This window comes from Nostoc sp. CmiVER01 (genome assembly GCF_034531135.2).
Taxonomy (GTDB): Bacteria; Cyanobacteriota; Cyanobacteriia; order Cyanobacteriales; family Nostocaceae; genus Nostoc.
In genome coordinates, this window is record NZ_JAVRBU020000027.1 from 1 (window position 1) to 23,000 (window position 23,000).

The following is a 23,000-nucleotide window of genomic DNA, read 5'->3' on the forward strand; positions in this document are numbered from 1 at the left end:
GAAAGCACCGTTCGACTTGCATGTGTTAAGCATACCGCCAGCGTTCATCCTGAGCCAGGATCAAACTCTCCGTTTTGTTGTGTTTCGAGTTTGTGGCTCCGAAAAAAATATTTCCCGGAATCCTAGTTCTTAATTTTGACTATCCTTTTGAGAAATCCCAAAAGTAAAATCTTTTGACGAGGATTGGTTTTTTCTTAAGCTTTCAAAGTATTATTTTTTTCAGGTTCAGCGGTGGTTGGCTGTCTTTCGCTTTTCCACTTAACTAGAATAACTAGTCATCCCCTAGTTTGTCAAGGGGTAAATTTATTTTTTTTCTAAAAGGGCAAATCGTTTGACTGGACTTGCTTTCAGGTTAATGAGTTAAGCAACAGAAGCAAGTAGCTAAACCTGACTGTGTGAATAATGGATGTTGCTTGTCTCTAAATAGGATCTGATGCAGGTTGAGTGATTATAGTAATGATTATAAAAAACGGCAGGAGGTAGTCTTGCTGGAGCGATTTGTCCTAAATCCAAATACTCAAACTAACGATATATATGTAAGAGCATAGTTGTTGCAGAGCTTGCGGTTTAAGACTTCCATTCTATAGGTGACGTTTATTGTATGGGACATTTACGCGATCACCACCGTTACGTTCACGGAGTGTTTGGAAGAGAAGATAGGCGTTACAGTGAGTCTAGCGCTGTATGTAGAGGGACTTAAAAATTTATAATGAGTTTTTGAGAAAAAGCTAAAAACTAGACTAGGCAAAAAATACAGATGATCCGACCTCGTAAGGTCTTTGCTCAACATTGGCTCAAAAGTGAAAAGGCGCTCGACGCAATTATTAAAGCAGCAGACTGTACAAAAAGCGATCACGCCCTGGAAATTGGTCCGGGAACCGGGATTCTGACTCGTCGTTTATTACCTTTAGTGCAATCTCTAGTTGCAGTTGAAATAGACCGCAACTTATGCCAACTGTTGTCAAAGCAGCTTGGTAAGACTGAAAATTTTTTACTGCTGCAAGGCGATTTTCTTACTCTAGATTTACCATCTTATCTGGCAGCCTTTCCTAATTTCCACAAGCCGAATAAGATAGTAGCCAATATTCCTTACAACATTACAGGGCCAATCATTGAGAAACTACTGGGTACGATCGCTAACCCCAATCCCGAACCATTTGATTCAATAGTGTTGCTGGTACAAAAAGAAGTAGCAGAAAGATTATATGCTAAACCAGGCTCAAAAACCTTTGGGGCGTTGAGTGTGCGGGTACAGTATTTGGCGGAGTGTGAGTTAATCTGCACAGTACCAGCGGCCGCATTCCATCCACCGCCAAAAGTCGATTCAGCAGTGGTGCGGTTGCATCCCCGGAAAATAGAAATACCAGCGCTTAATCCCCGACAATTAGAGAATTTCTTAAGGTTGGGGTTTAGTTCCAAGCGCAAAATGTTACGAAATAATTTGCAATCAGTTATAGAACGTGATCGCTTGAGCCACTTACTGGAACAATTAAAAATAAATCCCCAAGCTAGAGCCGAAGACCTCGGTGTTCAGCAATGGGTAATTCTAGCAAACGAATTGGGAGTGGGAAGTAGGGAGTAGGAATAAGGCAAATTTTTTCCCATTCTCGATTTCCCATTCCCTATTCTCCATTCCTCATTCCTAGAAAATGCATTCCTACAGCCTAATTGCCCCTGCCAAAATCAACTTGTATCTGGAAATCATTGGCGATCGCCCCGATGGCTATCATGAGTTAGTCATGATACTTCAAAGTATTGGACTTGTAGACCAAGTTGATGTGCGTTCCATCAGCACTGATAGCATCCGTGTCCACTGCAACCACCCACAAGTACCGACAGATAAAAGTAATCTGGCTTACCGTGCAGCAGAATTAATGGTGATGCAATTTCCCGAAGCCTTCGCTCAATATGGGGGTGTGGAGATTAGCATAAACAAGCAAATTCCTGTAGCGGCTGGGTTGGCTGGAGGTTCGACAAATGCAGCAGCTGTGTTGCTAGGGATAGATTTATTATGGAAATTGGGATTAACTCAGCCAGAATTAGAGGAGTTGGGAGGTACACTTGGTTCAGATGTACCGTTTTGTGTAGCGGGTGGAACTGCGATCGCGACAGGTAGGGGTGATCAACTTTCTCCCCTGCCGAGTTTAGATAATATATACATAATATTGGGGAAATACCGCAGTCTGGAAGTTTCCACGCCTTGGGCATACAAAACCTATCGAGAGCAGTTTGGTGATTCTTATATTAGAGATAGCGAAAACTTGGCAGCGCGTGCTAATGCAGTTCATTCAGGAGCAATGGTAAAAGCTGTCGTGGATAAAGATTCGGGAGAAATTGCCCAAAAACTGCACAATGATTTGGAGCGCGTGGTATTGCCAGCCTATCCCCAAGTATTACGACTGCGAGAAATTTTTGCAAATCAAGAAGGCGTTTTAGGAACGATGATGTCTGGCTCTGGGCCAACAGTATTTGCTCTTTTTGAGTCTCAACAGCAGGCAGAACTAGTTTTGCTGCAAATGAGAGAAGCAATTATTGATGAGGACTTAGAATTGTTTGTAACTCGAACAATCACACATGGAATTAAAGTGATATCGTCTGTTTAAATAATTTTTTTGTTAATAAAACATAAGGGATAGACATGAATTATTCCTAATGAGCCAATCCAAAATATAAAATCCAAAATCCTATGAGTGATCAAAATTTAACACCACAAACAGATACTAAAATACAGGCAACAGCAAGTCCTTTACGCTGTTTAACTGGGGCTATGATTTCTGGAGGAATGGGATATGCAATGTATTCGCTGATGATTGCGATCGCTACAAATTTTGCTACTAAACCTCTTCATTCAATTAATCCATTGGTAATTAAGATTTCTTCTGCTGTTAGGACTCTGGTTGTTGGTGTAGTTGCTTTAGGAAGCGGAATATTTGGTATAGTAGCAATTGGTTTGTTGGCTTTGGGAGTGCAATTATTAGTGCAGGAGTTGAGCAAGCAGAAAAGTAGTGAAAACTAGTAATTTGCTTTTAATCAAGGTTCAGCATATTTTTGTTGCCTGCACCTCTGTTTTTTCTGTGGTTAAGCTTTTTGGAATTGGCGTAGACGCATTAGCGAAGCGGTAGCGACGTTCGCGTAGCGTCTCGTAGAGAAGGAGCGTCAGCCGCTGGTTGCCAGAGATCGCTCATTGAACAGCTGATGTTGTAATTTTGGTGTATGGTATAGCCCTTAACTTGAACAGTTTTCGGGTTGACACTTTATAAACTGGCTCAATATTCATAAATTTATGTGGAATTGATACCAGCTACACTGAAGTTGATAGCAGCAACATCATTATATAAGCAAAATTATGAGTATAACCAAGAGATATTTTTTACCCTTTATTTTTGTGACAATTGTTGTCAGCCTCAGCAGTTGTAGTTCTAACCCTACCGCTCGTAATATTAACAGTCGAACGCCATCCTTTACCACAACTCCCACGAATAAAGCATCATCTCAGACTCCCAGCCAAATTCCTAGCGTAGCTCAATTAAGAGAAAAATCTTCTAATCAAGAATTTCCTAAGGAAAATACGCCTTCCTCATCAACTTCTAAAGCTGCCACTAGCAAAACTACCAACGTCACGATGTATACAAGTGATACCCAATGTCAAGAACTCATTCCACAAAAGGTTTCAGTACCAGATGAGGAACCAGTAACAAACGTAGTAAGTAAAATTTTAGAAAAACGAGATACAAGCGACTTTAGCTTGTCTGGGTATCGTGTCAACATCAAAAATGGCATTGCTACAGTTGATTTGCGAATATCCCCTGATTCAAAGCGACAAATAGCTTCTCTTTCTAGTTGTGAACAGTTTGCTTTATTTGGCAGCCTCCGCAAAACCCTAACAAGTAATGCTCAATGGAATATTAAAGAGGTTCGCTTCACCTCGCTCGGTGAGGACATTGTTCTTTAGTTAAATATAGTAGTCAGTCTTGTCATTAGCTAGCTAAAAGATTTCCAATATGAATAGCCGCAAGACTTATGTATCAGCACTTGCGAAAACAGTGAATGTTTTAGTCAGTTTCAAACAGCTGTAAATAGTGGTATTATTGATTTTAGGCCTAGTTTATAGTGGTAATTTGCGGGTGTAATTCAGTGGTAGAATGTCACCTTCCCATGGTGAACGTCGTGGGTTCGAGTCCCATCGCCCGCTTTAAAATTGTTGTACGTTCGCAAATTAGGTCGTTTTTCGTAAATTAGTGACGGTTAGGCTATTTTCCAGGATCAATTGAATTAACGTGAGTTAGTGGGACTTAGACAAAAAGTAGCCCAAAAAAACATCAAACGTATATACAGAGAGACTTTGACATCGTTTTGCCTAGTTTATTGATATATCTGGGTTTCAAGGATTTTTAAGCCTTTGGTGTATTTCTCTTGCCCTGCATGGGTTTGAGGCTTGTTTCTACCTCAAAAATGTTTAAGTCCCGTTAGACGGAACTAAAAAATGGTAGGAGGTAGTGCAGGTAAATCATTTGGGTAAATGTCAATCGAGGGTTTTTTAGGCAAGTAGGTATAAGCAGCTAAACCAGCCATAAAATTAACTAAAAAGTTAAATGGGCTACGATGATAAAAGTGTTCGATTTGACATATATTTTCAGATGGTCATTGATCGATTCAATTACAGCACGTTTGTGTAACAGAATCTTATCAATCAGTTTTATTAAACGATTTTTCATTTTCTTCTTAGATTTTGTAACTAACTGCAACCCTCGCCCATATAACTCCTCAAATAGTTTTTGAGAGTTGTATCCTCTATCACCAAATAATTTATCAATTAAGTCTTTAGTCATATCTGGGACTGGTTTTCGGTCATCCACATTCGCTAGAGTTATTGAAAATGCAAGTAATTCTCCGCAATCATTAATAATCAAATGTAGTTTACTTCCATTGTGCCACCCAACAGAATTTTTGCCCCATTTCACTAGTGATCTGTTTTATAAGTTCTGATTGATTAGTTTGCTACCAAAACCCTGTAGAGACGCGAAATTTTGCGAGGTTAGAATGGAAACAGAGAGTTGAACGATCGCAAAAAGTACTGCTTGTAATATAGACGTAACAAAACAAATTACAAGCGTCAGCCTGACACCATAGAGTGAAAGCAGATGTTTAGCAAATGTATTAAAATTTGTAAAGAAAATTACTCTGTTTAAATATCCCTTTAGACTTCTGACACAATATGGCAGTGCGTCAAGATACAATCTGGGAACGTTTCTTATCCCCTGTAGTGCGTCTTTTGATTGATGAAGACGGGTTACGGCGTTACGCTGATAGTATTGACTGGGAGAAAGAGTGCGATCGCTATCGACGAGATGATGTGATAATTCCGGCGTACTACAGCAGTCAAAACTTTCACGGTATTACAGGCGGATATCTGAATTACAGTGCAGCAGTTAGTTATGATCCGATTACCCAATATGTTGTGCCGCCAAATGAAACTATTGTCCGTCAGGCTTTAATTGATGCCGTTAAGGTAAAACCACGACGCATACTCGATTTAGGCTGTGGTACAGGTTCCACTACTTTAATGCTAAAGCAAGCTTTTCCCGAAGCGGAAGTTATTGGTTTGGATTTATCTCCCTATATGCTGGTAAGGGCAGAAGATAAAGCTAGAAGTGCTGGCTTAGATATAGTTTGGCGACACGGGAATGCTGAAAAAACTGGTTTCAGAGATGCAACATTTGACTTAGTGACAGCTTCTTTGCTATTCCATGAAACACCAGATGCCGTCTCCCTAGCAATTCTGCAAGAAAGCTTCCGGTTGCTGGTAGCTGGAGGGCAAGTATTAATTTTAGATGGAAATCAAAAGACTCTGCGTCAGTTAGAATGGCTTAATGATGTTTTTGAGGAACCATATATTCGTGAGTATGTTGCTGGTAGTGTAGAGGCGAATATGGGTGCAGCCGGATTTGAAGCTGTGCGATCGCACGATGTATGGTGGATCAATCAGGTAACTAGTGGCGTTAAACCAATAGCAACCGAAAATATCCGTTATTATACTCCCACATCAATAGATAATAATGATTTGGAGGGACTTGGATCTCCAGCATTTGGCATAAGGGCATGAGTTTAAAGGCAGTTCTCTTTGATTTTAATGGTGTCATCATTAACGATGAGCCAATCCACCTGCAACTGATAGATGAGATTCTCATTCAAGAAAATCTCCAACCCCAGCGGGTGAGTGAGCGTCAAGCTTCTTTAGGGCGCACTGACCGCGCTTGTTTTGGGCAACTACTTGCTAATCGTGGTAGAGTAGGCGATGAAAACTATTTAACTCAGTTGCTGTACCGCAAAGCCCAAGCCTATGTGGTGGAACTAGAGAAAATCGAAAAACTGCCTTTATATCCAGGCGTAGAAGACTTAATATTTCAGGTGCGATCGCGGAATCTGAAACTAGGATTAGTTAGTGGCGCGATTCGCCAAGAAATAGAATTGGTACTCAATCGAGCTAAACTAGCCGAACATTTTAAAATTATCGTCGCAGGTGATGACATTACTACCAGTAAACCAGAACCCGACGGTTATCTACTGGCAGTGAAACGCCTAAATAAAGAATATCCTGAATTGAATCTGCAACCACACGAGTGTCTGGCAATTGAAGATACTCCAGCCGGGATCGAAGCGGCGAAGCGATCGCACATGCAAGTTGTTGGTGTAGCGAATACTTACCCATTTCACATGCTCCAGCGTTGCTGTAACTGGACTGTTGATTATCTCAGTGATTTGGAACTCGAACGGGTGCAGAAGATTTATTCTCAAAAACAGCCTCAGCCATCGGCAACTGAATGTTAAAATACTCTATGGTGATAGTGTATTGAATTAATGAGTAATATTACTCTTGACTTCGCAGAAATTTTGGGGAATTAGCTCAGTTGGTAGAGCGCTGCGATCGCACCGCAGAGGCCATCGGTTCAAATCCGTTATTCTCCATTTGTACATGTACATTGTAGTTCTACTGGTTGACTGAAAATCATACTTAATTTGACTAAAAACAAAAAAGGAGCCTAACTTAGGCTCCTTAATAATAAAACTGGTAATAAAATTGTGACTACTTAATAGTCACCTTACCACCAGCTTCTTCGATGCGCTTCTTCGCATCTTCAGCAGCATCCTTAGCAAGACCTTCTTTAACTGCCTTGGGCGCAGCTTCTACTAAGTCTTTTGCTTCTTTCAGACCTAAACCGGTCAATTCCCGGACAATCTTCAGCACGGCAATCTTCTTATCAGCTGGGACTGATTCAAGAATCACTTCAAACTCGGTTTGCTCAACAGCTTCCTCAGCAGGAGCAGCACCACCACCACCGCCAGGCATCATCATCATGCCACCGACGGGTGCAGCAGCACTTACGCCAAAAGCTTCTTCAATTTGCTTGACTAACTCAGAAGCTTCCAACAAAGAAAGGGTTTTTAGTTGTTCTAAAATTTGATCGGTTGCAGCAGACATTGATATAACTCCTGTAATTTTGATTATTTATTAGTCATTAGTCTTTAACTATAGACTTTTGACTTTTGACTGATGAACTACAAAGTCGTCTATTCAGCAGCAGTTTCGGTGCTGCTATCAGCTTCAGTAGCGGTTTCAGCACTACCACCACTTTGCTCTTGGTCAGACACAGCCTGCAAAGCACGAGCCAGTGAACCAGGGACTTCGTTGATACCCACAGCAATCTTGGTAGCCAAGGCGTTGATAGCTCCAGCGATTTGTGCAATGAGTTGTTCCTTAGATGGCAAGTCTCCTAGAGCTTTGACATCTGGTTCTTTGAGTAGACGACCTTCCATGACACCGCCACGAAGTTCTGTCTTCTTGGTGGCTTTTTGGAAGTCTTGGTAAGCCTTAATTGCAGATGAAAAATCTTCTTTGACTAACAAAAAGGCTGAAGAACCTTTGAGTAGTTCTGACAATGGCTGCCATTTTTCCTCGTCTCTAATAGCAATGCCCATCAAAGTATTTTTAGTGACTTTGCAGACAGCGCCACTCGGACGTAGCCGCCGCCGTAAATCGCTAATTTCAGCAACTGTCAGTCCCTGATACTCTATTACTAGTGCCAGACTTGATTTACTCAAAGTTTCTTTGAGGTCAGCTACTATCTCTTTTTTATTTTCTAGTGTTCTACCCATTCCAATCTCACCTCCTTAAAATAATCGGGGAAGTGCCCTACTTGTACGTTTCTTCTAAATCTGAACCCAAACAAGAAACCCCAGCTAACTTAGCCGGGGTCGAGTATTAAGACTCTTGACGCCATAGTTATCACACCTTTAAGGGTGGTAATTTCTGACTATTAGAGTTTTAACCTCGGCAGGATATTTAAGCTATTATCACCTGCTGTCTCCGGCTTTGCCTATTTAATTGGTCAGGGGGAGTGGGGAATAGTGAGTGGGGAAATTATTTTATTCCCTACTCCCTATTCCCTATTCCGTTTTAACCTGCTTCGCTCAGTTTTAAATCTCGTAGGGCGGTGACATCAATTTTAATTGATGGCCCCATTGTGGCTGACACATAAAATGTGCGCCAATAACGACCCTTAGCTCCTGAAGGACGGTTACGGTCAATCGTCTCCTGCAATGCCTTCAGGTTGACTAGCAAATCTTCCGGCGAGAATGTTGTCTTACCAAACATAACATGGACAATGCCAGTTCGGTCAGCTCGGAATTCTAGTTTACCAGCTTTGAATTCTGCGATCGCACTTCCTAAATCAAATGTTACGGTTCCACCTTTAGGCGACGGCATTAAACCACGCGGCCCAAGCAACTTACCCAGCTTTGCCACCTGTGGCATCACATCGGGTGTGGCAATCAGCTTGTCAAAATCCATCCTACCTTTTTGGATTTCGTCAATCAGTTCTTCTGAACCGACTATATCAGCACCAGCGTTGCTTGCTTCGTTTACCTTTTCGCCTCTGGCTATCACCGCCACCCGGACGATTTGTCCTGTACCTTTAGGCAGTGCTACCGTTGTCCGCAACTGTTGGTCTGTATACTTAGGGTCGATTCCTAACCGGACATGCGCTTCCGCAGCTTCGGTAAATTTAGCTGTTGCTGTCTCTTTGAGAAGGGTTAAAGCCTCTAAGGGATGATAATCTTTAGCTTCTACTTTTGCTTGCAGTCCTTGCAAACGACGCGATATTTTTGCCATTTTTCTCTCCTGGGGTAATTCCGAAGCCTTGCCTCTCCCCCGATAATTTATTATTTGTCGTTTGTCATTTGTCCTTTGTCCTTTGTTAGTCGTTTATTTTCTCCTAACCAATGACTAATGACTAATGACCAATGACTAATCCGTGATTGTTACACCCATATTTTTAGCCGTTCCTGCCACAATCTTCATTGCCGCGTCTATGTCGTTGGCATTGAGGTCGGGGAGTTTCGTTTGGGCTATTTCTTGCAATTGGGCTTTGCTAATTGACCCAACCTTCTTTTTGTTGGGTTCATTCGACCCTTTTTCAACTTTCGCCGCTTTGCGAATCAGCACTGATGCTGGTGGCGTTTTGAGGACAAATGTAAAACTCCGGTCTTCAAAAACCGAGATTTCTACAGGTATCACCATTCCAGCTTGGTCTGCTGTTTTGGCGTTGTACTCTTTGCAGAACATCATGATGTTAACGCCATGTTGACCCAAGGCGGGCCCAACTGGCGGTGCTGGGTTGGCTTTTCCAGCATTCAGGGCCAGTTTAATGACCGCCACTACTTTCTTCGCCATTTGTATTTAACTCTGTTTCTCTACCTGATTAAATTCCAGTTCTACTGGTGTATCCCTGCCGAAAATTGAGAGCAAGGCTTTAAGTTTACTCCGTTCTGGAGAAACTTCAATTACCTCACCTTCAAAATCTTTAAATGGGCCAGAAAGCACCATTATCTTATCACCAGTAGCCATGTCAATTTTAAGAACCGGCTCTTGTTCGCTAGTTTGTTTGAATATGCGTTCGACTTCTGAAGAACTCAGTGGTATGGGGTTCACATGACCGCGACCCTTACTGCTACCACGCTTTTGTTCTGCACCAACAAAATTAATTACATGGGAGGTATTTCGTACTACCTGCCAGGTATCATCATCCATCATCATCCGCACCAGCACATAGCCAGGGAAAACTTTTTCTTCTGTATGCTGGCGACTACCATCTTTGCGGATTTTCACCGCCGGCGTTTGCGGAATTTCTACCTGAACAATTTTGTCGGCTACATCAAAAGTTTGAATGCGTTGCTCTAAGTTAGTCTTTACACGTTTTTCACAACCTGAGGCTACTTGCACTGCATACCAGCGTGCTTCTTTTGACGCTGTTTCTGCTGTTTCTGCTGTTTCCTCCGACTGGAACGTGGAGTTGCGAGGTTCGTCTGTTGCAAAAGTCATCAGAACACCTGTGCTGCTGCCCAACGAAACAATCCATCGACCAAGTATATCAAAGATGCCGAGAGTGCAACCATTAATAACACAGCTGCGGATTCACTCACTATCTGTTTCCGACTGGGCCAAACTACTTTTTCAAGTTCTTCTTTGGTTCCCTGTATGAAGTTGTTGAAGCTAAACCCATTTGTGGTTTCTGGCAATTCTGCTTCACTTTTTTTGGCCACGACCCTTAATTCTCCCGTTTGTCACTCAATTTTGGTCATCCAGGTTTGCAGTTTCGACTCTATTTCACTTAACTGAAAGCAAAACAACTACAAATACAATAAGTTTACCCGAAATTATTATCGCTAACTGCTAATATAGCAACTGCGTAATTATTTCGGGCTTTGTTTTTTGCTCTTGAGCGCGCCCTGGAGGACTTGAACCCCCGACATCAGGTTTTGGAGACCTGCGTTCTACCAACTGAACTAAGAGCGCACAAGCTGTTTTTGATTCAGTTATTGCGCTGAACTAAATTTCAGTTAACGCAACACGCAATTTTTATCATACCTTAATTTCGTCGAGAAAACAAGTTAGCGGCAGATGCCGCTTAAGATTTCTCTCATACTTTTGAAGGACGAATCACAAAGGGCGGTCAAACCGTTGCTTGATTCTGGTTGCCTTGCCTACGCGCTCGCGGAGATAATACAGTTTAGCACGGCGTACTTTACCACGACGTAATACTTTGATGCTGTCAATTCGGGGAGAATGCAACAGAAACACCCGCTCAACGCCCACACCTTGAAAAACCTTACGGACTGTAATCGTTTCGTTGATGCCACCGTTGCGTTTGGCAATCACTACTCCCTCATAGGGTTGTACGCGGTATTTTTCGCCTTCCTTGATTTTCACTCCGACTTTTACGGTGTCGCCCACATAAATGTCGGGTACATTTGATTTTAGCTGTTCCGCTTCAATGGAGCGGATAATCTCTTGAGCGTTCATAGTCTTTGGTGTCTGCTTAAAAAAATCTCACGATCATCAATGATAAATCGATAATCCTATTTCAGTCTACTTGTTAGGATTAATAATTTTACTGATACAACAGCCTCAAGTTCAAAGCTATATTGCAGAATGCCGTAACACAGGGGTGAAATTTATGAAATTTAGTGTCGTCATCAGTACCTATAATCGCTTAAATTTGCTGCAAAGAGCAATTGATTCGGCTCGTAACCAAACAATGGAGTGTGAGGTGGTTGTTGCCGATGACTGTTCTTCTGACGATACCCAAACCTATATTAAAAGTTTAGGGGACAAGGTTGTTTACCATCGTAATGAAGTGAACCAGGGTCATGCAGCAACGGTAAATGCTGGAGTTGCCAAAGCTAGCGGCGACTGGATTAAATTTTTAGATGATGACGACTATTTAGCACCTAACTGCATAGAAGATATGGCTAAGGCGATCGCACTTCGTCCCGATGCTGTAATCTGCTCTTGTGTGGCGGCTCAGGTGGATGGTAATGAAGTTGAACTCAGTCGTACTCCCCAAGTTGGCCCCGGTTCAGCTTTTTATATCCCACAAGCTGATATTCACTACGGTATGCTCTTAGAGCTTGTACCATTTGGTACGCCTGTACAAGTAGCTTCCCGACGTGATGCTTTTTTGCAAACTGGTGGTTGGGACTCTACACTTGATGCTAACTGTGATGATATCGATTCGTGGATTCGGATTGCCCAGTTTGGCGATGCTATTTTCCTTAATCAGTGTCTGGCTTACCGCACTATTTGGCCAGGTGCTTATAATCAAAAGTTTTCTTTGTCTCAACGTTTAGCTACAAATATTTTGATGAAGGAAAAAATTTACGCCTTGGTAAATGAGCAACATCGCTCAAAGATTCCTCATCTTCAGGATATAAAAAATTACCTAAAACTTCATTGGATTTTAGTAGCACTGAAGCAAAAAAATATCAAGAGTTTTCTTTCAATGATAGATCCTTCTATAATTTCTCCTCAGTCTTGGAAGTTTTTGCTAAGTGCTGTCTCATCACGCCGTTCTCAAGGAAACAATTCTCAGATTCGTAAACTTGTGTTAATTGAGTCGTAACTTATTAAGTGACGATGGTTTTTACTGTTCAAAACTTAGCATTTACAAAAATTTCGTAAATTTGTGACAAATTAAGAGTTGAAATTGAAATAAACCGAGAAATCTGAGCAGCAGCTTTTACTGCTCAGATTTCAGGGAGGATGCAGAGTCTGTTTTCGTCAATTTGCTATGAACTTATGCAATTTATTACTGGCATGTGCATCGCCATACTATGCTAAATCTAATCGCTAGACGATGACGTTACCACCAACTACCAGATTTGTCGCGGTGAAATTATCCAAAGTTGCGAAGGTACTAAAAGAAGAATAACCAGGATAATAAGAAATAAGGACTTCAACTAGTGTAGAAGTACCCGATTGCACAAATTTTAGGTGGCCATCACCGATGGGATTGCTGCTACTGTAGCCCTGACTCTTAAACAGGTTAGTGAAGACTAGCTTATCCTGGCTCTGCTCAAAGCCAGTGATTGTACTATTGTTATCGCTTAAGGTTTGGTAGATGAACTGGTCATTACCGCTACCGCCAGTCAAGGTATCGGAACCTCCACCACCAAGCAAAATGTCATCACCAGCACCGCCGATGAGGCTATCATTACCTAGACTACCAACCAGGGTATCATTACCTTCACTACCAAGTAGGGTGTCGTTACCTTCACCACCCCGCAATAGGTCGTTACCACTTAAGCCGTCGATGCGGTCATCGCCCCCTTCACCATTAATAACATCACCTGAGTTTTCAAAGCCATTGACATTGTTGTTTAGGTCATTAAGAAAGGTGACTGTATTTTTGTTGAAGATGCTGGTTTGGGTGGAGTTGGCATCGAAGACATCAAAGCTGTCACGAATGCTGCTTTGCCCATCAAACAAGATATTGCCCAGTGTCCATAGGTTGTCTAGGTTTTCCAGGGGAAAGTTTTGCAGGATAATTTTGTCATCAGCTACCCCTTCAAAAGTAACTTCTAGATTGTTCCCATTCTTGGTGAGTAGCAGATTTTGGGCTGTCAATCCACTACCTTGGAATTTCAGGGTATCCAATTCGCTAATAACTGCTGCCGATGGATTTGAGCCTTTACCTAACCCACCAAAATCGGTGATGGTATCAACACCGTCGCCTAAATTGTAAATAAATTTATCTTTGCCACCGCCACCAGTTAGGATGTCATTGCCTTGATTACCTGTGATGGTATCGTTTCCAGCTTGAGCGTTAATTATGTCACTGTAGTTCTTGCCTACTAAATTATCAGCGCCATTGCTTCCATTCAGCCCGTTAAACTCTAATGCACCAATATCAACTGTACCCTGAGATATTCTGTCAAATCCAGTGCCGCGCTGGTCAGTGGTAATACCTGGTGGAATCAGGGCATTATTGCCTGCGTTAATGGCGGGACTATCTGCAAGTAAGGCATTAGTCAACGTTGTACCACCGTTATTTTGCAGGGCGCTGAGTTTTGGGTCAATAGGGTTGGTTCTGGTGCCGACGAGGGTGCTAGTAGTAAGGCCAGTGCTAGCAGTGTTATCGCCAATTAGGTTATTTCCAGCGTCGGTGAACTTGCCGGAAACGTCGCGGGAATAACCGGAAAGGTCATAGGGATAATCAGGCTCGACATTGAAGAAGTTGCTTGCAATGATGGTATTGCCAACGATAACAGTGCCGCCATTACTGACAACGCCCCCACCGTTGCCAATCTCACCCACATAGCCCTCTGCTGTGTTACTGGTAATGGTGTCATTGGTAAGTGTGAGAGCGCCACTATTCAAGATGCCGCCGCCTGTATAATATACACTATTATCAGAGACAGTGCTGTTAATAAGGCTAAAAGTACCTGAGTTAGAGATGCCACCGCCGTCTGCCGCACTATTATTAGAGACGGTGCTGCGAGTGATATCGACGCTGCCTGAGTTATAAATGCCACCACCAGAGGATGGATAAGGGTTAGGCCCGATGCCGTGACTTTCTCCATTGGCGAAAGCGCTATTATTAGAGATAGTGCTGTCAGTTATATTGAGGTTGCCTGTATTGAATATGCCGCCCCCATAGGCAGTGTTGGAAAAGACGTATGCACTATTATTAGAGACATTGCTGTTAGTTAGGCTAAAGTTGCCTTTGTTAAAGATGCCTCCGCCTAATGATGACCCACTATTACCAGAGACAGTGGTGTTAGTTAGGCTGAGAGTGCCTTTATTAAATATGCCGCCTACTAACCCCGTATTGTCAGAGACAGTGCTTCCCGTCAGGCTAAGGCTGGTATTGGTATTAAGCAAAATACTGCCCAAGGGGTCATTAGCATTAGCAATCTTTAAACCATCAATGCTGGCATCTGTGCCTGTGCCGGATATCTCGAATACGCCTGAGAGATTATTGCCGCTAATGGTGAGGTTAGATGCTCCAGTTCCTAAAATCGTAATATCATCGGTAATCGTTAATTTTCCAGAGGTGAGGGTGATGATATCCGGTGTGGCATCCGTGAACACGCCCGCAAAGGTAATCGTATCCGCCCCAAGAGTCGCATTGGCATTGAGGATAGCCTGCCGCAATGACCCTGCCCCAGAATCATTAGTATTATTCACTACAAATGTATCAGTGTTAACAACAGGTGGGTTAGTTGTGGGGGTCTGGACTTCATAAGCACCAATATCAACAACACCATTAAATATCCGGCGGAATCCAGCGCCGCGTTGGTCAGTAGTGATGCGAGCAGGTGTTAGAGAATTCTTGCCAGCATCAATAGCGGGGCTACCCGCAAGTAAGGCCTGGGTAAAGGTTGCACCACCGTTATTTTGCAGCAGTCCGAGTTTGGGGTCAATGGGGCTAGCACTTGTGCCGACGAGGGTGCTAGTGGTAAAAGCAGTGCTACCAGTATTATTGCCAATCAGGTTATTGCCGGAGTCAATCAGTCCACCACGCACGTCGGGGTCTATATCACCGGAGGTGGAGTTGTCTAAGTTGCCTGCAATGATGGTGTTATTAACTTTGACGTGATAAGAAGAATCACGGAAGTAACTAAAAACACCTCCACCATTACCAGCACCATCACCATCTGAGTCAGCTGTGTTGTTATTAATTGTGTTGTTGATTAGGGTCAGCCTGTTGTCACTGGTGTAGGCCAATCCATTGTATATGCCACCACCATCATTTAACGCTGTATTGCCAGAGATGGTGGCGTTAATTAAAATAGCTGATCCGGCATCATAATCTACACCTGCGTTATAAATGCCACCGCCATCCTCTAACGCTATATTGCCAGAGACAGTGCTATTGGTCAGCCTGAGAGTACCACCACTATAGATACCACCGCCGAAGTATGCCGTATTGCCAGAAACACTGCTGTCAATTAGGCTGAGAGTACCAATATTACCATTAGAACCGTCATTATAAATGCCGCCTCCCCGATTATCTTCCCAGGAATTTCCATAAACACTGCTTCCCGTTAGGGTAAGACTACCAAGATTATAGATACCGCCTTGCGTATTACCAAAGACGCTGGTGTTAGCAAGACTGAGGATGCCGCTATTAGAGATGCCACTTTCTGCTGTATTACCAGACACACTGGTGTTTGCTAGGCTGAGAATGGAGTTTCTATTAACCTTTATACCGCCACTAGCGATCGCCAATCCATTTATACTGACACCTGTCGCTAGTCCCGATATCTCGAATACTGTAGAGGCATTATTTCCACCACTCACAGTTAGATTGGATATTCCAGTCCCCAAGATAGTGACATCATCGGTAATTGTCAGTTGTCCAGAGGTAAGGGTAATAGTATCTGGGGTGGTATCTGTGAATATTCCTCCAAAAGCGATCGCATCATCTCCAGCAGTAGTATTGGCTAAGTTAATTGCCTCCCGGAGTGTTGTGATGCCGTTGTTAGCATCGCCATCATCTGTGTCTCCAGTATCATTCACTGTGAATGTCGCCAGTACTCCTGCGTAGGCTTTTTGCGTCGTTTCTGCAAATGCTAGAGTCACTTCCATTTGGGCAGTACGTACTTCCAGTTCCCAGTTTCCGCCTAATGCTGCACTGCCTATCAGCTGACGGGAAGCGGCAATATTCGCTCCTGTAAGTTGGTGCAATTTGGCAATAAATTCTGCGCCCACATCACTAAAAGCTACATTGCAACCATAAATGAGTAAGTTCCTGGGGTTATCTTTAGTAGAGGCGGAAAATATCTTTTGCCATTGCTGGAGTTGCTGACTATGATCTTCAAGGGTATCTAGTCCTAAGTGAGCATTGCCCAGTTGTAAGTTACCAGGAGTACCGTGGCAAACAATATGAATGCTGTTAATATTTTGGTCAGCGCGAGTTGCTAAAATTTCCGTAATTTGCTCAACACCGTTCTTTGTTGAGTCAAGAACAAATATTTCGGTCTGGGAGATAACACCATTAATTAAACTCTGATAGTCTGCAACTGCCGTGTCAATAAAAACTAAGCTATGGGTATATGAGGCGGGAATTACAGAATTTAATTGGAAGTGTGGAGTGTGTAAGGTTGCCATTTTGTTACTTCAAGCTAAGATTTTGAATTCAATTAAAACTGACTGAAGCTTTGTCATTTAAGGGTTTTCACTTACTTATTAAGAATAACGGCAAATTATTTTTTACTATTGCTTTCCTTTTTTATCATCAGACAAATTGCTACTCTTGTAAAGCCAGAAGAGCATTTCAGGAGAGTAAAGAAGGCTGTAGCAACTGAAATAGCGGATTAGTCTTGAGAATTTTGGATTTTTACCCCGATTTATCCAGCTATTAATGAATAAGTCTTTAAGCTAAGTAATTAGTTATAAGCGCTGTCGGTCAGTAGCAAGTGTTAATTTTATGCACTACTGACTACTTTTGAGTTGTCATTAAACACCTCAAGAATTAGGTTAATTTCCACTCAGCCACTTATCTTAATTTTTTATACATATCTCCAAAATTATGCGAATCATCCATATTTTGAACCACGTTCAAGAAATAGGTAACGGTATTGTAAATGTGGCTGTGGATTTGGCTTGTTTACAGGCTAAATCTGGTCACGAGGTAGCAGTTATTTCATCTGGTGGTGAATATGAGAAATTACTAAGCATATTTGGTGTCAAACACTACCAATTAGATCAAACTAGGAAACCGATAAGTATTATTAAAGCAGGTGTGCGTTACCTGGCGATCGCAGCAGAATTTCAGCCGGATATCGTTCACGCCCACATGATGACGGGAGTCATCCTAGCCCGCATTTTTAAAGGACATAAATATGCTTTAGTTTCCACAGTCCACAACGAATTTCAGCGTTCTAGTTTGTTGATGGGTTTAGCTGACAGGGTAATTGCCGTCAGTAAGGCTGTACGAGATTCTATGGCACGGCGCGGTATTTCAGAAAACAAGCTGCGGGTAGTATGCAATGGAACTTTGGGCAGTCCCCGCACGCGACAAATACAAGATTATCAACCTTTACCATTACAACGTCCAGCGATCGCAACTGTAGCCGGGATGTATCAACGCAAGGGAATTGCTGAATTAATCGCTGCCTTTGAACAAATTGCCTCAGATTTTCCGCAAGCGCATCTCTATTTGGTAGGAAATGGCCCTGATAAACAGCTATTTGAGGCACAGGCAGAAGCAACTTCTGTAAAAGAACGCATCCATTTTGAAGGCTTCCAGGCAGAACCTCAACGCTATCTGATATCTTGTGACATATTTGTGTTAGCTTCTCACCGCGATCCTTGTCCCCTGGTGCTTTCAGAAGCTAGGGAAGCTGGAACTGCGATCATTGGCACTCAAGTAGACGGAATTCCTGAAGCTTTGGACAATGGGCAAGCAGGACTTTTAGTGCCAGCAAAAGATAGTAATGCGTTGGCTGGAGTTTTAGTGCAATTACTAAGTAATGCCGATATGTTGCACGAATGGAAAAACCGGGCAAATCAAAACCTACAATGGCTGAGTGTTGCCCGCGTCCATCAGGAAATATTAGCGGTGTATCGTGAATTAATTACAGAGTCAGAGCGTTAACAGTGTAGCGATCGCTTTACTTTGAAAGCTACACTTAAAGCGCCAAAGACTAGTACACCCAAAATATTAGTTGATTCAGGAACAGCAGTGTAATAACTAGCCACTCTGATCGGCCCATCTTTATCGACTTGCTCTGCTGGCACTGGTGGAATGATTCCAGCACCTGGCGATACATTGGGGCTAGTAGCAAATGGATTGTAAAACAGGGTTCCTTTGGGAATTACGCCACCACTAAAAGTGATGATGTTATCTTTTATGGTAATGTTTGAAAAAATATCCTTTAGATCGGGGTTATTAGAGTAACCAATCTTGCCATCTCCATTAACATCTCCCCACTGCACCGGCTCATTATTAAACGCGGGAGTAGAATCTGGATTGCTATAGGCAAGCGTTTTTAAATCAAAGACCAAGCTTTCTATATCGTACCCAGTGTTATTTAGAAAGTTATTAGCTACATCTGAGACACCATATTCTATTACTTGTCCCGGTTGAAACTCTGGCCCAAGAGTTCTTGGCTTTTTCGCTTCAAGTACTTCTTCATTTTGAGTTGTCACGATGGGTTCTACCAAGATGAAGGCTCTCGCTGGTGTCAAAGACAATAAACTAATTCCTGCTGCTCCTAAAACAGATAAGGCTATTTTGGTTGGTATTGTAGTCATATTTCTGTCCTTTTTATATTGATTGAGAGAATACTATACCGTGTGGGTTAAATCAAACAGCAAAAGCTCACTTTTGAACCGCTATCTACCTGCTAGATAAATAGCGGTTAATGTGTGCCTGCTCAGTGGATTTATATTTATTCATAGGTTGATTTATAAAACAATTCTTGTAATGCTTTATCAAAATAACTAGTAATTTTACCCAATCTTTATAAAAAATCTAAATTAGAACTTATGCGTTGACAGATTAGCCAATATGTGGATTTGAAAAAATCTGAGTTCAACGTGATCTACCAAGAAGTTTTTTCGTTGGCAAATCACGTTAATTTAAATTCCAGCGTAGAACGTGTTGAAAATTGAATCCCTATCAGGGATTTAAATCAATTTTTTTGTAAATCCACGCAACCAAATTAATACTGGCTTCGCCCAATTACCACCGAGCAAATCGTGTAGCAGAATATAAAAACAGGGGATGATAAACAATGTCAGCATTGTTGCGATCGCCATCCCGAAGAAAACTACAATTCCTAAAGGCTGCAAAAACTCAGAACCTTCCCCAATGCCCAATGCCAAAGGAAACAGTCCCAAAATAGTGGTGACTGTAGTCATGATAATTGGGCGCAAGCGTTGAGGAGCAGCTTTCATGATCGCAATTTGGCGAGTACAACCAATTTCATCCCGAATTTGGTTCGCCAGTTCAACCATTAGAATCCCTGCGTTTACCACAATTCCCACCAGCAAGACGACACCAACAATTACAGTTGCGCCAATTGCAGTTTGAGTAATGTAAAGTCCAAAAAGTCCCCCAGCTAATGCCAGTGGTACGGTGAACATAATTACCAATGGGTCAATCAGCGAATTGTATTGTACCGCCATGACTACAAAGATTAAGAACGTTGCCAACGCCCCTAAAGTTTTTAAAGCATCCTGAAGTTGCTGATTAGTTTCTTGGGCAGAACTAGGTACAATTGAAACGCCATCAGGTAAGTCTACATCTTGAAGTACCTGGTTGACTTCTGCGATCGCTTCACCAAGACTAGCTCCCTCGGTGAGATTGCCTGCCACAATAAAAGCTTGACGCTGATTAATCCGTTGCACCTCACCAGGCGCTTGACCTTCTTGAATGTTTGCAACATCTGAAAGCCGGATTAGTTGGTTATTTTCTGTAAATAGCGGTAATTGCTCTAGCTGGGAAGGACGCGCAATTGCTTCCTTATTTAACTGCACCCGCACATCAACTAAACGATTACCGCGTTGAATTTGCGTAGGAACTGAACCTTCAATTGCTGTTTGAACTGTTGCACCAATTTGCCCGGCGCTCAATCCTAATGCCGAAACTCGTTCCCAGTCGGGGCGAATTTGTATTTCTGGTTGCCGGGGGTCGGCATCTGGTCGGAATGTCGCTAATTTTGCCCTTTCTTGCAATGCTTGCAACACTTGCGCCCCTGCTTGCGTTAAGTTTTCTTCATTCTCACCTTGCAAAATCACGTCAACTTCTGACCCTTGCACTGGAGAATTACTCAAGATTAAACCCCGCACCTGACCAGGATTGAGGCGCAGCAGAATTCCTGCTAAGTTGAGTTTGTTAAATTCCTGAGTTACTTTTTTGACGAAAGCTTCGACATCTGTACCTGGTTTTAGATTGATAGTGCTACTAGCACGTAAAGGATTTTCTGTAGTATTGCTACCAAACAAAGAACCACCCACAGTTGTGAAAGCAGACTCTGTTTCTGGTTGTTTGAGCAAAATGTCATCGACAATTTGCATAACTTTTTCAGAAGTTGCTAAAGGTGTACCAGGAGGAAACTGCGCTCTCAAGGTAGCTTGACCAGTACTGATGCGGGGTAAAATTTCTTGGGGAATTTGACCAAACATGAAAAAGCTACTGCCGCCTAAAATTACCAAAGCAGCGATAACAACGAGGAGCCGATAGCGTAAAACCTTAGTTAAAAAATTACTGTATCCTCGTGTAGCATCTTCAAATCGGTGATTAAACTGTCTTAGCAACCAAAATTCACCGATCCGACTAGACCAGCGAATTCCCAAAAGTCGAGAAGATAGCATCGGCACTACTGTAATGGCGACGACAAGGGATGCTGCGACTGCAAAGCTAATTGTCAGAATCAGTTCATTAAATAGCAGTGCAATAAAACCGCCAATTAACAGGAATGGTACTACAGAAACTAAGTTAGCACCTGTAGCAGCAACTAAAGCAGATTCCACTTCTTGAGAAGCATTAATGGCATTGTCAATAAAGAATTTTGAATTTCTCCCCTTCCCCTCTGCTCCCCTGCTCCTCTGCTCCCCTACCTCCATCTCTTTCTGATTGGGAGTCATCCCCGCTTTTTCGGAAATATTCTCCAAAATTACAACCGATGTATCAATTGCTTGACCGACTCCTAATGTCAGACCTGCTAAACTGAATACATTCAAAGTCAAGCCAAAGATTTTCATCAGAGCGATCGCTGCTAGAGTACACAACGGAATCGTCAAACTGATAATCAATGTTTGCCTGAATGATCCCAAAAATAACAACACTGCTGCTGCTGCTAACAATGCCCCAGAAATCCCCGAAAAGATGACATCATTTAAAGAATTGCGGATAAAAATAGATTCATCTGTGGTGGGACTCAAAGTCATGTCTGCTGGAATTAAACCCGATTGTCTTAATTGTTCAATTCGCCGTTTCACAGCATCTACAACGGTAATTGTATTGGCCTCAGGCTGCTTTTGGATTGAAAATTTCACCGCAGGCTGACGATTCAGGTAGACAAATACTCGCTGGTCTTCTGTATCATCAATTACCTCAGCAAAGTCTCGCAAATAAACGCGGCGAGAAGGTGTAGGGGAGGCAGGGGAAGCGGAGGAAGCAGGAGAGGCAGAGGAGGCAGGGGAGGAAACTTCCAAGGAGAGGTTTTCAATTTCCCTGGCATTTTGGAAACGTCCTACAGTCCGAGTCAATGGCTCGGAATTTTGCCCTAGAATCCGACCACCAGAAGTATCTTGGTTACGGGCTGTTAATTCATCTAAGACATCATTTAACCCGACACCCAAAGCTTGCAATCGGTTTAAGTCAACAAGTACTCGTACTTCTTCCTCAGCACCACCAGATACATCGACTGAAGCAACTCCCGGCACGACACTGAGTTCACGGGTTAACTCTTCATCAGCAAATACGCGTAAATCTTTACCTGGCAACGAATCAGATGTTAGTGCCAATTCATAAATCGGCAATTGGGAGGGATCGAGTTTAAATAATCGCGGCTCCTCTATCGTATCTGGCAGTTGTCCTCGCCCTCGGTTAAAAGCAGCAGTAGCATCGTTTAGGGCTTGGTCAATATCGCCCCCTGGTTGGAAGTATAAATCGAGGCTTACCTGCCCTTCACGGGTGCGGGAAAAAACTTGCACTACATTCTCGGTTGCTCGTAAAGCTTCTTCTAACGGCCTGGTGATTTCATCTACTGCTACTTCTGGTGAAATACCAGGGGCTTCTAGTCGGACACTAACTCGTGGATAGGTAATTGACGGTAGGAGATCGACTTGAATCGTGGTGAGAAAAAATACCCCAATGACAATTACTGCCACGGTAAGCATGAGTGTGCCAATGTGTTGGCGAATAGCGATCGCACTAAGACTAAATCCGCTATTGCCATTATTATTGTTCGCCTGTTGCATGATACTAAGTGATAAGTGCTGACTACTAAGTACTTTTTTCCTTGGTATGGTGGTTATCAAAATAGAATTCAGAAGTCAGGAGCCAGAATTCAGAGTTGAATTCTGTGTGATTGGCAGATAAATAAATGGGTTTAATATCCCCACTAAATCGAAGATTTGGTGGTCTTCAATTAGTAGTGGTTTTGAATCCCTCACTTTCTTGTTCTGACTCCTGAATTCTGACTTC

At 42.6% G+C, this 23,000-nt stretch carries 18 protein-coding genes, 3 tRNA genes, 1 rRNA gene, 1 pseudogene and 1 other annotated feature; of the genes and pseudogenes, 10 read left to right on the top strand and 13 right to left on the bottom strand.

Annotated features, from left to right (window positions below; translation table 11 throughout):
• Positions 1 to 76 (bottom strand): 16S ribosomal RNA (locus RMZ43_RS32495); the annotation flags it as partial.
• Positions 77 to 757: 681 nt separating this feature from the next.
• On the opposite strand from RMZ43_RS32495, the gene rsmA reads away from it, so the two are divergent.
• The 5 genes from rsmA to RMZ43_RS32520 all read left to right on the top strand — a co-directional run bounded on the left by rsmA (position 758) and on the right by RMZ43_RS32520 (position 4,192).
• Entirely contained in the window at positions 758 to 1,582 is an 825-nt protein-coding gene (gene rsmA, locus RMZ43_RS32500; protein ID WP_322650312.1) for a 16S rRNA (adenine(1518)-N(6)/adenine(1519)-N(6))-dimethyltransferase RsmA, read from the top strand.
• A gap of 67 nt (positions 1,583 to 1,649) precedes the next feature.
• Positions 1,650 to 2,603 carry a 4-(cytidine 5'-diphospho)-2-C-methyl-D-erythritol kinase gene (gene ispE / locus RMZ43_RS32505; RefSeq protein WP_322650313.1) on the top strand — a complete coding sequence of 318 codons (954 nt, stop codon included), beginning with the start codon at positions 1,650 to 1,652 and terminating at the stop codon, positions 2,601 to 2,603.
• Positions 2,604 to 2,686: 83 nt separating this feature from the next.
• On the top strand, positions 2,687 to 3,016 hold the full coding sequence (locus RMZ43_RS32510) for a DUF3082 domain-containing protein (protein ID WP_322650314.1): 330 nt from the start codon (positions 2,687 to 2,689) through the stop codon (positions 3,014 to 3,016).
• A gap of 330 nt (positions 3,017 to 3,346) precedes the next feature.
• Positions 3,347 to 3,952: a sporulation/spore germination protein gene (locus tag RMZ43_RS32515; protein WP_322655488.1), complete on the top strand. Its 606-nt coding sequence runs from the start codon at positions 3,347 to 3,349 to the stop codon at positions 3,950 to 3,952.
• Between the two features lie 168 nt (positions 3,953 to 4,120).
• A tRNA-Gly gene (locus RMZ43_RS32520) sits at positions 4,121 to 4,192 on the top strand.
• A 284-nt stretch (positions 4,193 to 4,476) separates the two neighbouring features.
• On the opposite strand, the pseudogene RMZ43_RS32525 reads toward RMZ43_RS32520, so the two are convergent.
• Positions 4,477 to 4,970 (bottom strand): annotated as a pseudogene (locus RMZ43_RS32525) (IS982 family transposase); the annotation flags it as partial.
• A gap of 245 nt (positions 4,971 to 5,215) precedes the next feature.
• Between RMZ43_RS32525 and RMZ43_RS32530 the strand changes: the two are divergent.
• The 3 genes from RMZ43_RS32530 to RMZ43_RS32540 all read left to right on the top strand — a co-directional run bounded on the left by RMZ43_RS32530 (position 5,216) and on the right by RMZ43_RS32540 (position 6,966).
• Positions 5,216 to 6,103 (top strand): class I SAM-dependent methyltransferase, encoded by an 888-nt coding sequence (locus RMZ43_RS32530; RefSeq protein WP_322655490.1) that lies wholly within the window; start codon positions 5,216 to 5,218, stop codon positions 6,101 to 6,103.
• Complete coding sequence (locus RMZ43_RS32535; RefSeq protein WP_322655491.1) at positions 6,100 to 6,828, top strand: HAD family hydrolase; 729 nt, start codon at positions 6,100 to 6,102, stop codon at positions 6,826 to 6,828. The genes RMZ43_RS32530 and RMZ43_RS32535 overlap by 4 nt, the downstream gene beginning before the upstream one ends.
• A gap of 65 nt (positions 6,829 to 6,893) precedes the next feature.
• A tRNA-Ala gene (locus RMZ43_RS32540) sits at positions 6,894 to 6,966 on the top strand.
• 118 nt (positions 6,967 to 7,084) lie between these two features.
• On the opposite strand, the gene rplL is transcribed toward RMZ43_RS32540, so the two are convergent.
• The 8 genes from rplL to rplS all read right to left on the bottom strand — a co-directional run bounded on the left by rplL (position 7,085) and on the right by rplS (position 11,359).
• Positions 7,085 to 7,480 (bottom strand): 50S ribosomal protein L7/L12, encoded by a 396-nt coding sequence (gene rplL / locus RMZ43_RS32545; RefSeq protein ID WP_322650319.1) that lies wholly within the window; start codon positions 7,478 to 7,480, stop codon positions 7,085 to 7,087.
• An 89-nt stretch (positions 7,481 to 7,569) separates the two neighbouring features.
• Positions 7,570 to 8,154, bottom strand: coding sequence for a 50S ribosomal protein L10 (gene rplJ, locus RMZ43_RS32550; protein WP_322655492.1), 585 nt, complete (start codon positions 8,152 to 8,154; stop codon positions 7,570 to 7,572).
• 63 nt (positions 8,155 to 8,217) lie between these two features.
• Positions 8,218 to 8,387: a sequence feature (ribosomal protein L10 leader region), on the bottom strand.
• 68 nt (positions 8,388 to 8,455) lie between these two features.
• Positions 8,456 to 9,169 (bottom strand): 50S ribosomal protein L1, encoded by a 714-nt coding sequence (rplA, locus tag RMZ43_RS32555; RefSeq protein WP_322655493.1) that lies wholly within the window; start codon positions 9,167 to 9,169, stop codon positions 8,456 to 8,458.
• 135 nt (positions 9,170 to 9,304) lie between these two features.
• Complete coding sequence (gene rplK, locus RMZ43_RS32560) at positions 9,305 to 9,730, bottom strand: 50S ribosomal protein L11 (RefSeq protein WP_100898684.1); 426 nt, start codon at positions 9,728 to 9,730, stop codon at positions 9,305 to 9,307.
• Between the two features lie 6 nt (positions 9,731 to 9,736).
• Positions 9,737 to 10,378 (bottom strand): transcription termination/antitermination protein NusG, encoded by a 642-nt coding sequence (gene nusG / locus RMZ43_RS32565; RefSeq protein ID WP_109009993.1) that lies wholly within the window; start codon positions 10,376 to 10,378, stop codon positions 9,737 to 9,739.
• Positions 10,378 to 10,599 carry a preprotein translocase subunit SecE gene (gene secE / locus RMZ43_RS32570; protein ID WP_322655494.1) on the bottom strand — a complete coding sequence of 74 codons (222 nt, stop codon included), beginning with the start codon at positions 10,597 to 10,599 and terminating at the stop codon, positions 10,378 to 10,380. Before secE ends, nusG begins: the two co-directional genes overlap by 1 nt.
• A gap of 180 nt (positions 10,600 to 10,779) precedes the next feature.
• A tRNA-Trp gene (locus tag RMZ43_RS32575) sits at positions 10,780 to 10,852 on the bottom strand.
• Positions 10,853 to 10,996: 144 nt separating this feature from the next.
• Positions 10,997 to 11,359 carry a 50S ribosomal protein L19 gene (rplS, locus tag RMZ43_RS32580; RefSeq protein WP_322655495.1) on the bottom strand — a complete coding sequence of 121 codons (363 nt, stop codon included), beginning with the start codon at positions 11,357 to 11,359 and terminating at the stop codon, positions 10,997 to 10,999.
• A 154-nt stretch (positions 11,360 to 11,513) separates the two neighbouring features.
• On the opposite strand from rplS, the gene RMZ43_RS32585 reads away from it, so the two are divergent.
• Positions 11,514 to 12,458: a glycosyltransferase family 2 protein gene (locus RMZ43_RS32585; RefSeq protein ID WP_322655496.1), complete on the top strand. Its 945-nt coding sequence runs from the start codon at positions 11,514 to 11,516 to the stop codon at positions 12,456 to 12,458.
• Positions 12,459 to 12,685: 227 nt separating this feature from the next.
• On the opposite strand, the gene RMZ43_RS32590 is transcribed toward RMZ43_RS32585, so the two are convergent.
• On the bottom strand, positions 12,686 to 16,951 hold the full coding sequence (locus RMZ43_RS32590; RefSeq protein ID WP_322655497.1) for a DUF4347 domain-containing protein: 4,266 nt from the start codon (positions 16,949 to 16,951) through the stop codon (positions 12,686 to 12,688).
• Between the two features lie 421 nt (positions 16,952 to 17,372).
• Between RMZ43_RS32590 and RMZ43_RS32595 the strand changes: the two genes are divergently transcribed.
• Positions 17,373 to 18,440 (top strand): glycosyltransferase family 4 protein, encoded by a 1,068-nt coding sequence (locus RMZ43_RS32595; RefSeq protein WP_322655498.1) that lies wholly within the window; start codon positions 17,373 to 17,375, stop codon positions 18,438 to 18,440.
• Here the strand turns inward: RMZ43_RS32595 and RMZ43_RS32600 are convergent.
• Both RMZ43_RS32600 and RMZ43_RS32605 read right to left on the bottom strand, forming a co-directional pair.
• The gene (locus tag RMZ43_RS32600) at positions 18,437 to 19,099 is read right to left on the bottom strand and encodes a hypothetical protein (RefSeq protein ID WP_322655499.1); all 663 of its coding nucleotides are present in this window, start codon (positions 19,097 to 19,099) and stop codon (positions 18,437 to 18,439) included. The genes RMZ43_RS32595 and RMZ43_RS32600 overlap by 4 nt on opposite strands.
• A 375-nt stretch (positions 19,100 to 19,474) precedes the next feature.
• Positions 19,475 to 22,774: an efflux RND transporter permease subunit gene (locus RMZ43_RS32605; RefSeq protein WP_322655500.1), complete on the bottom strand. Its 3,300-nt coding sequence runs from the start codon at positions 22,772 to 22,774 to the stop codon at positions 19,475 to 19,477.
• Positions 22,775 to 23,000 lie beyond the last annotated feature (226 nt).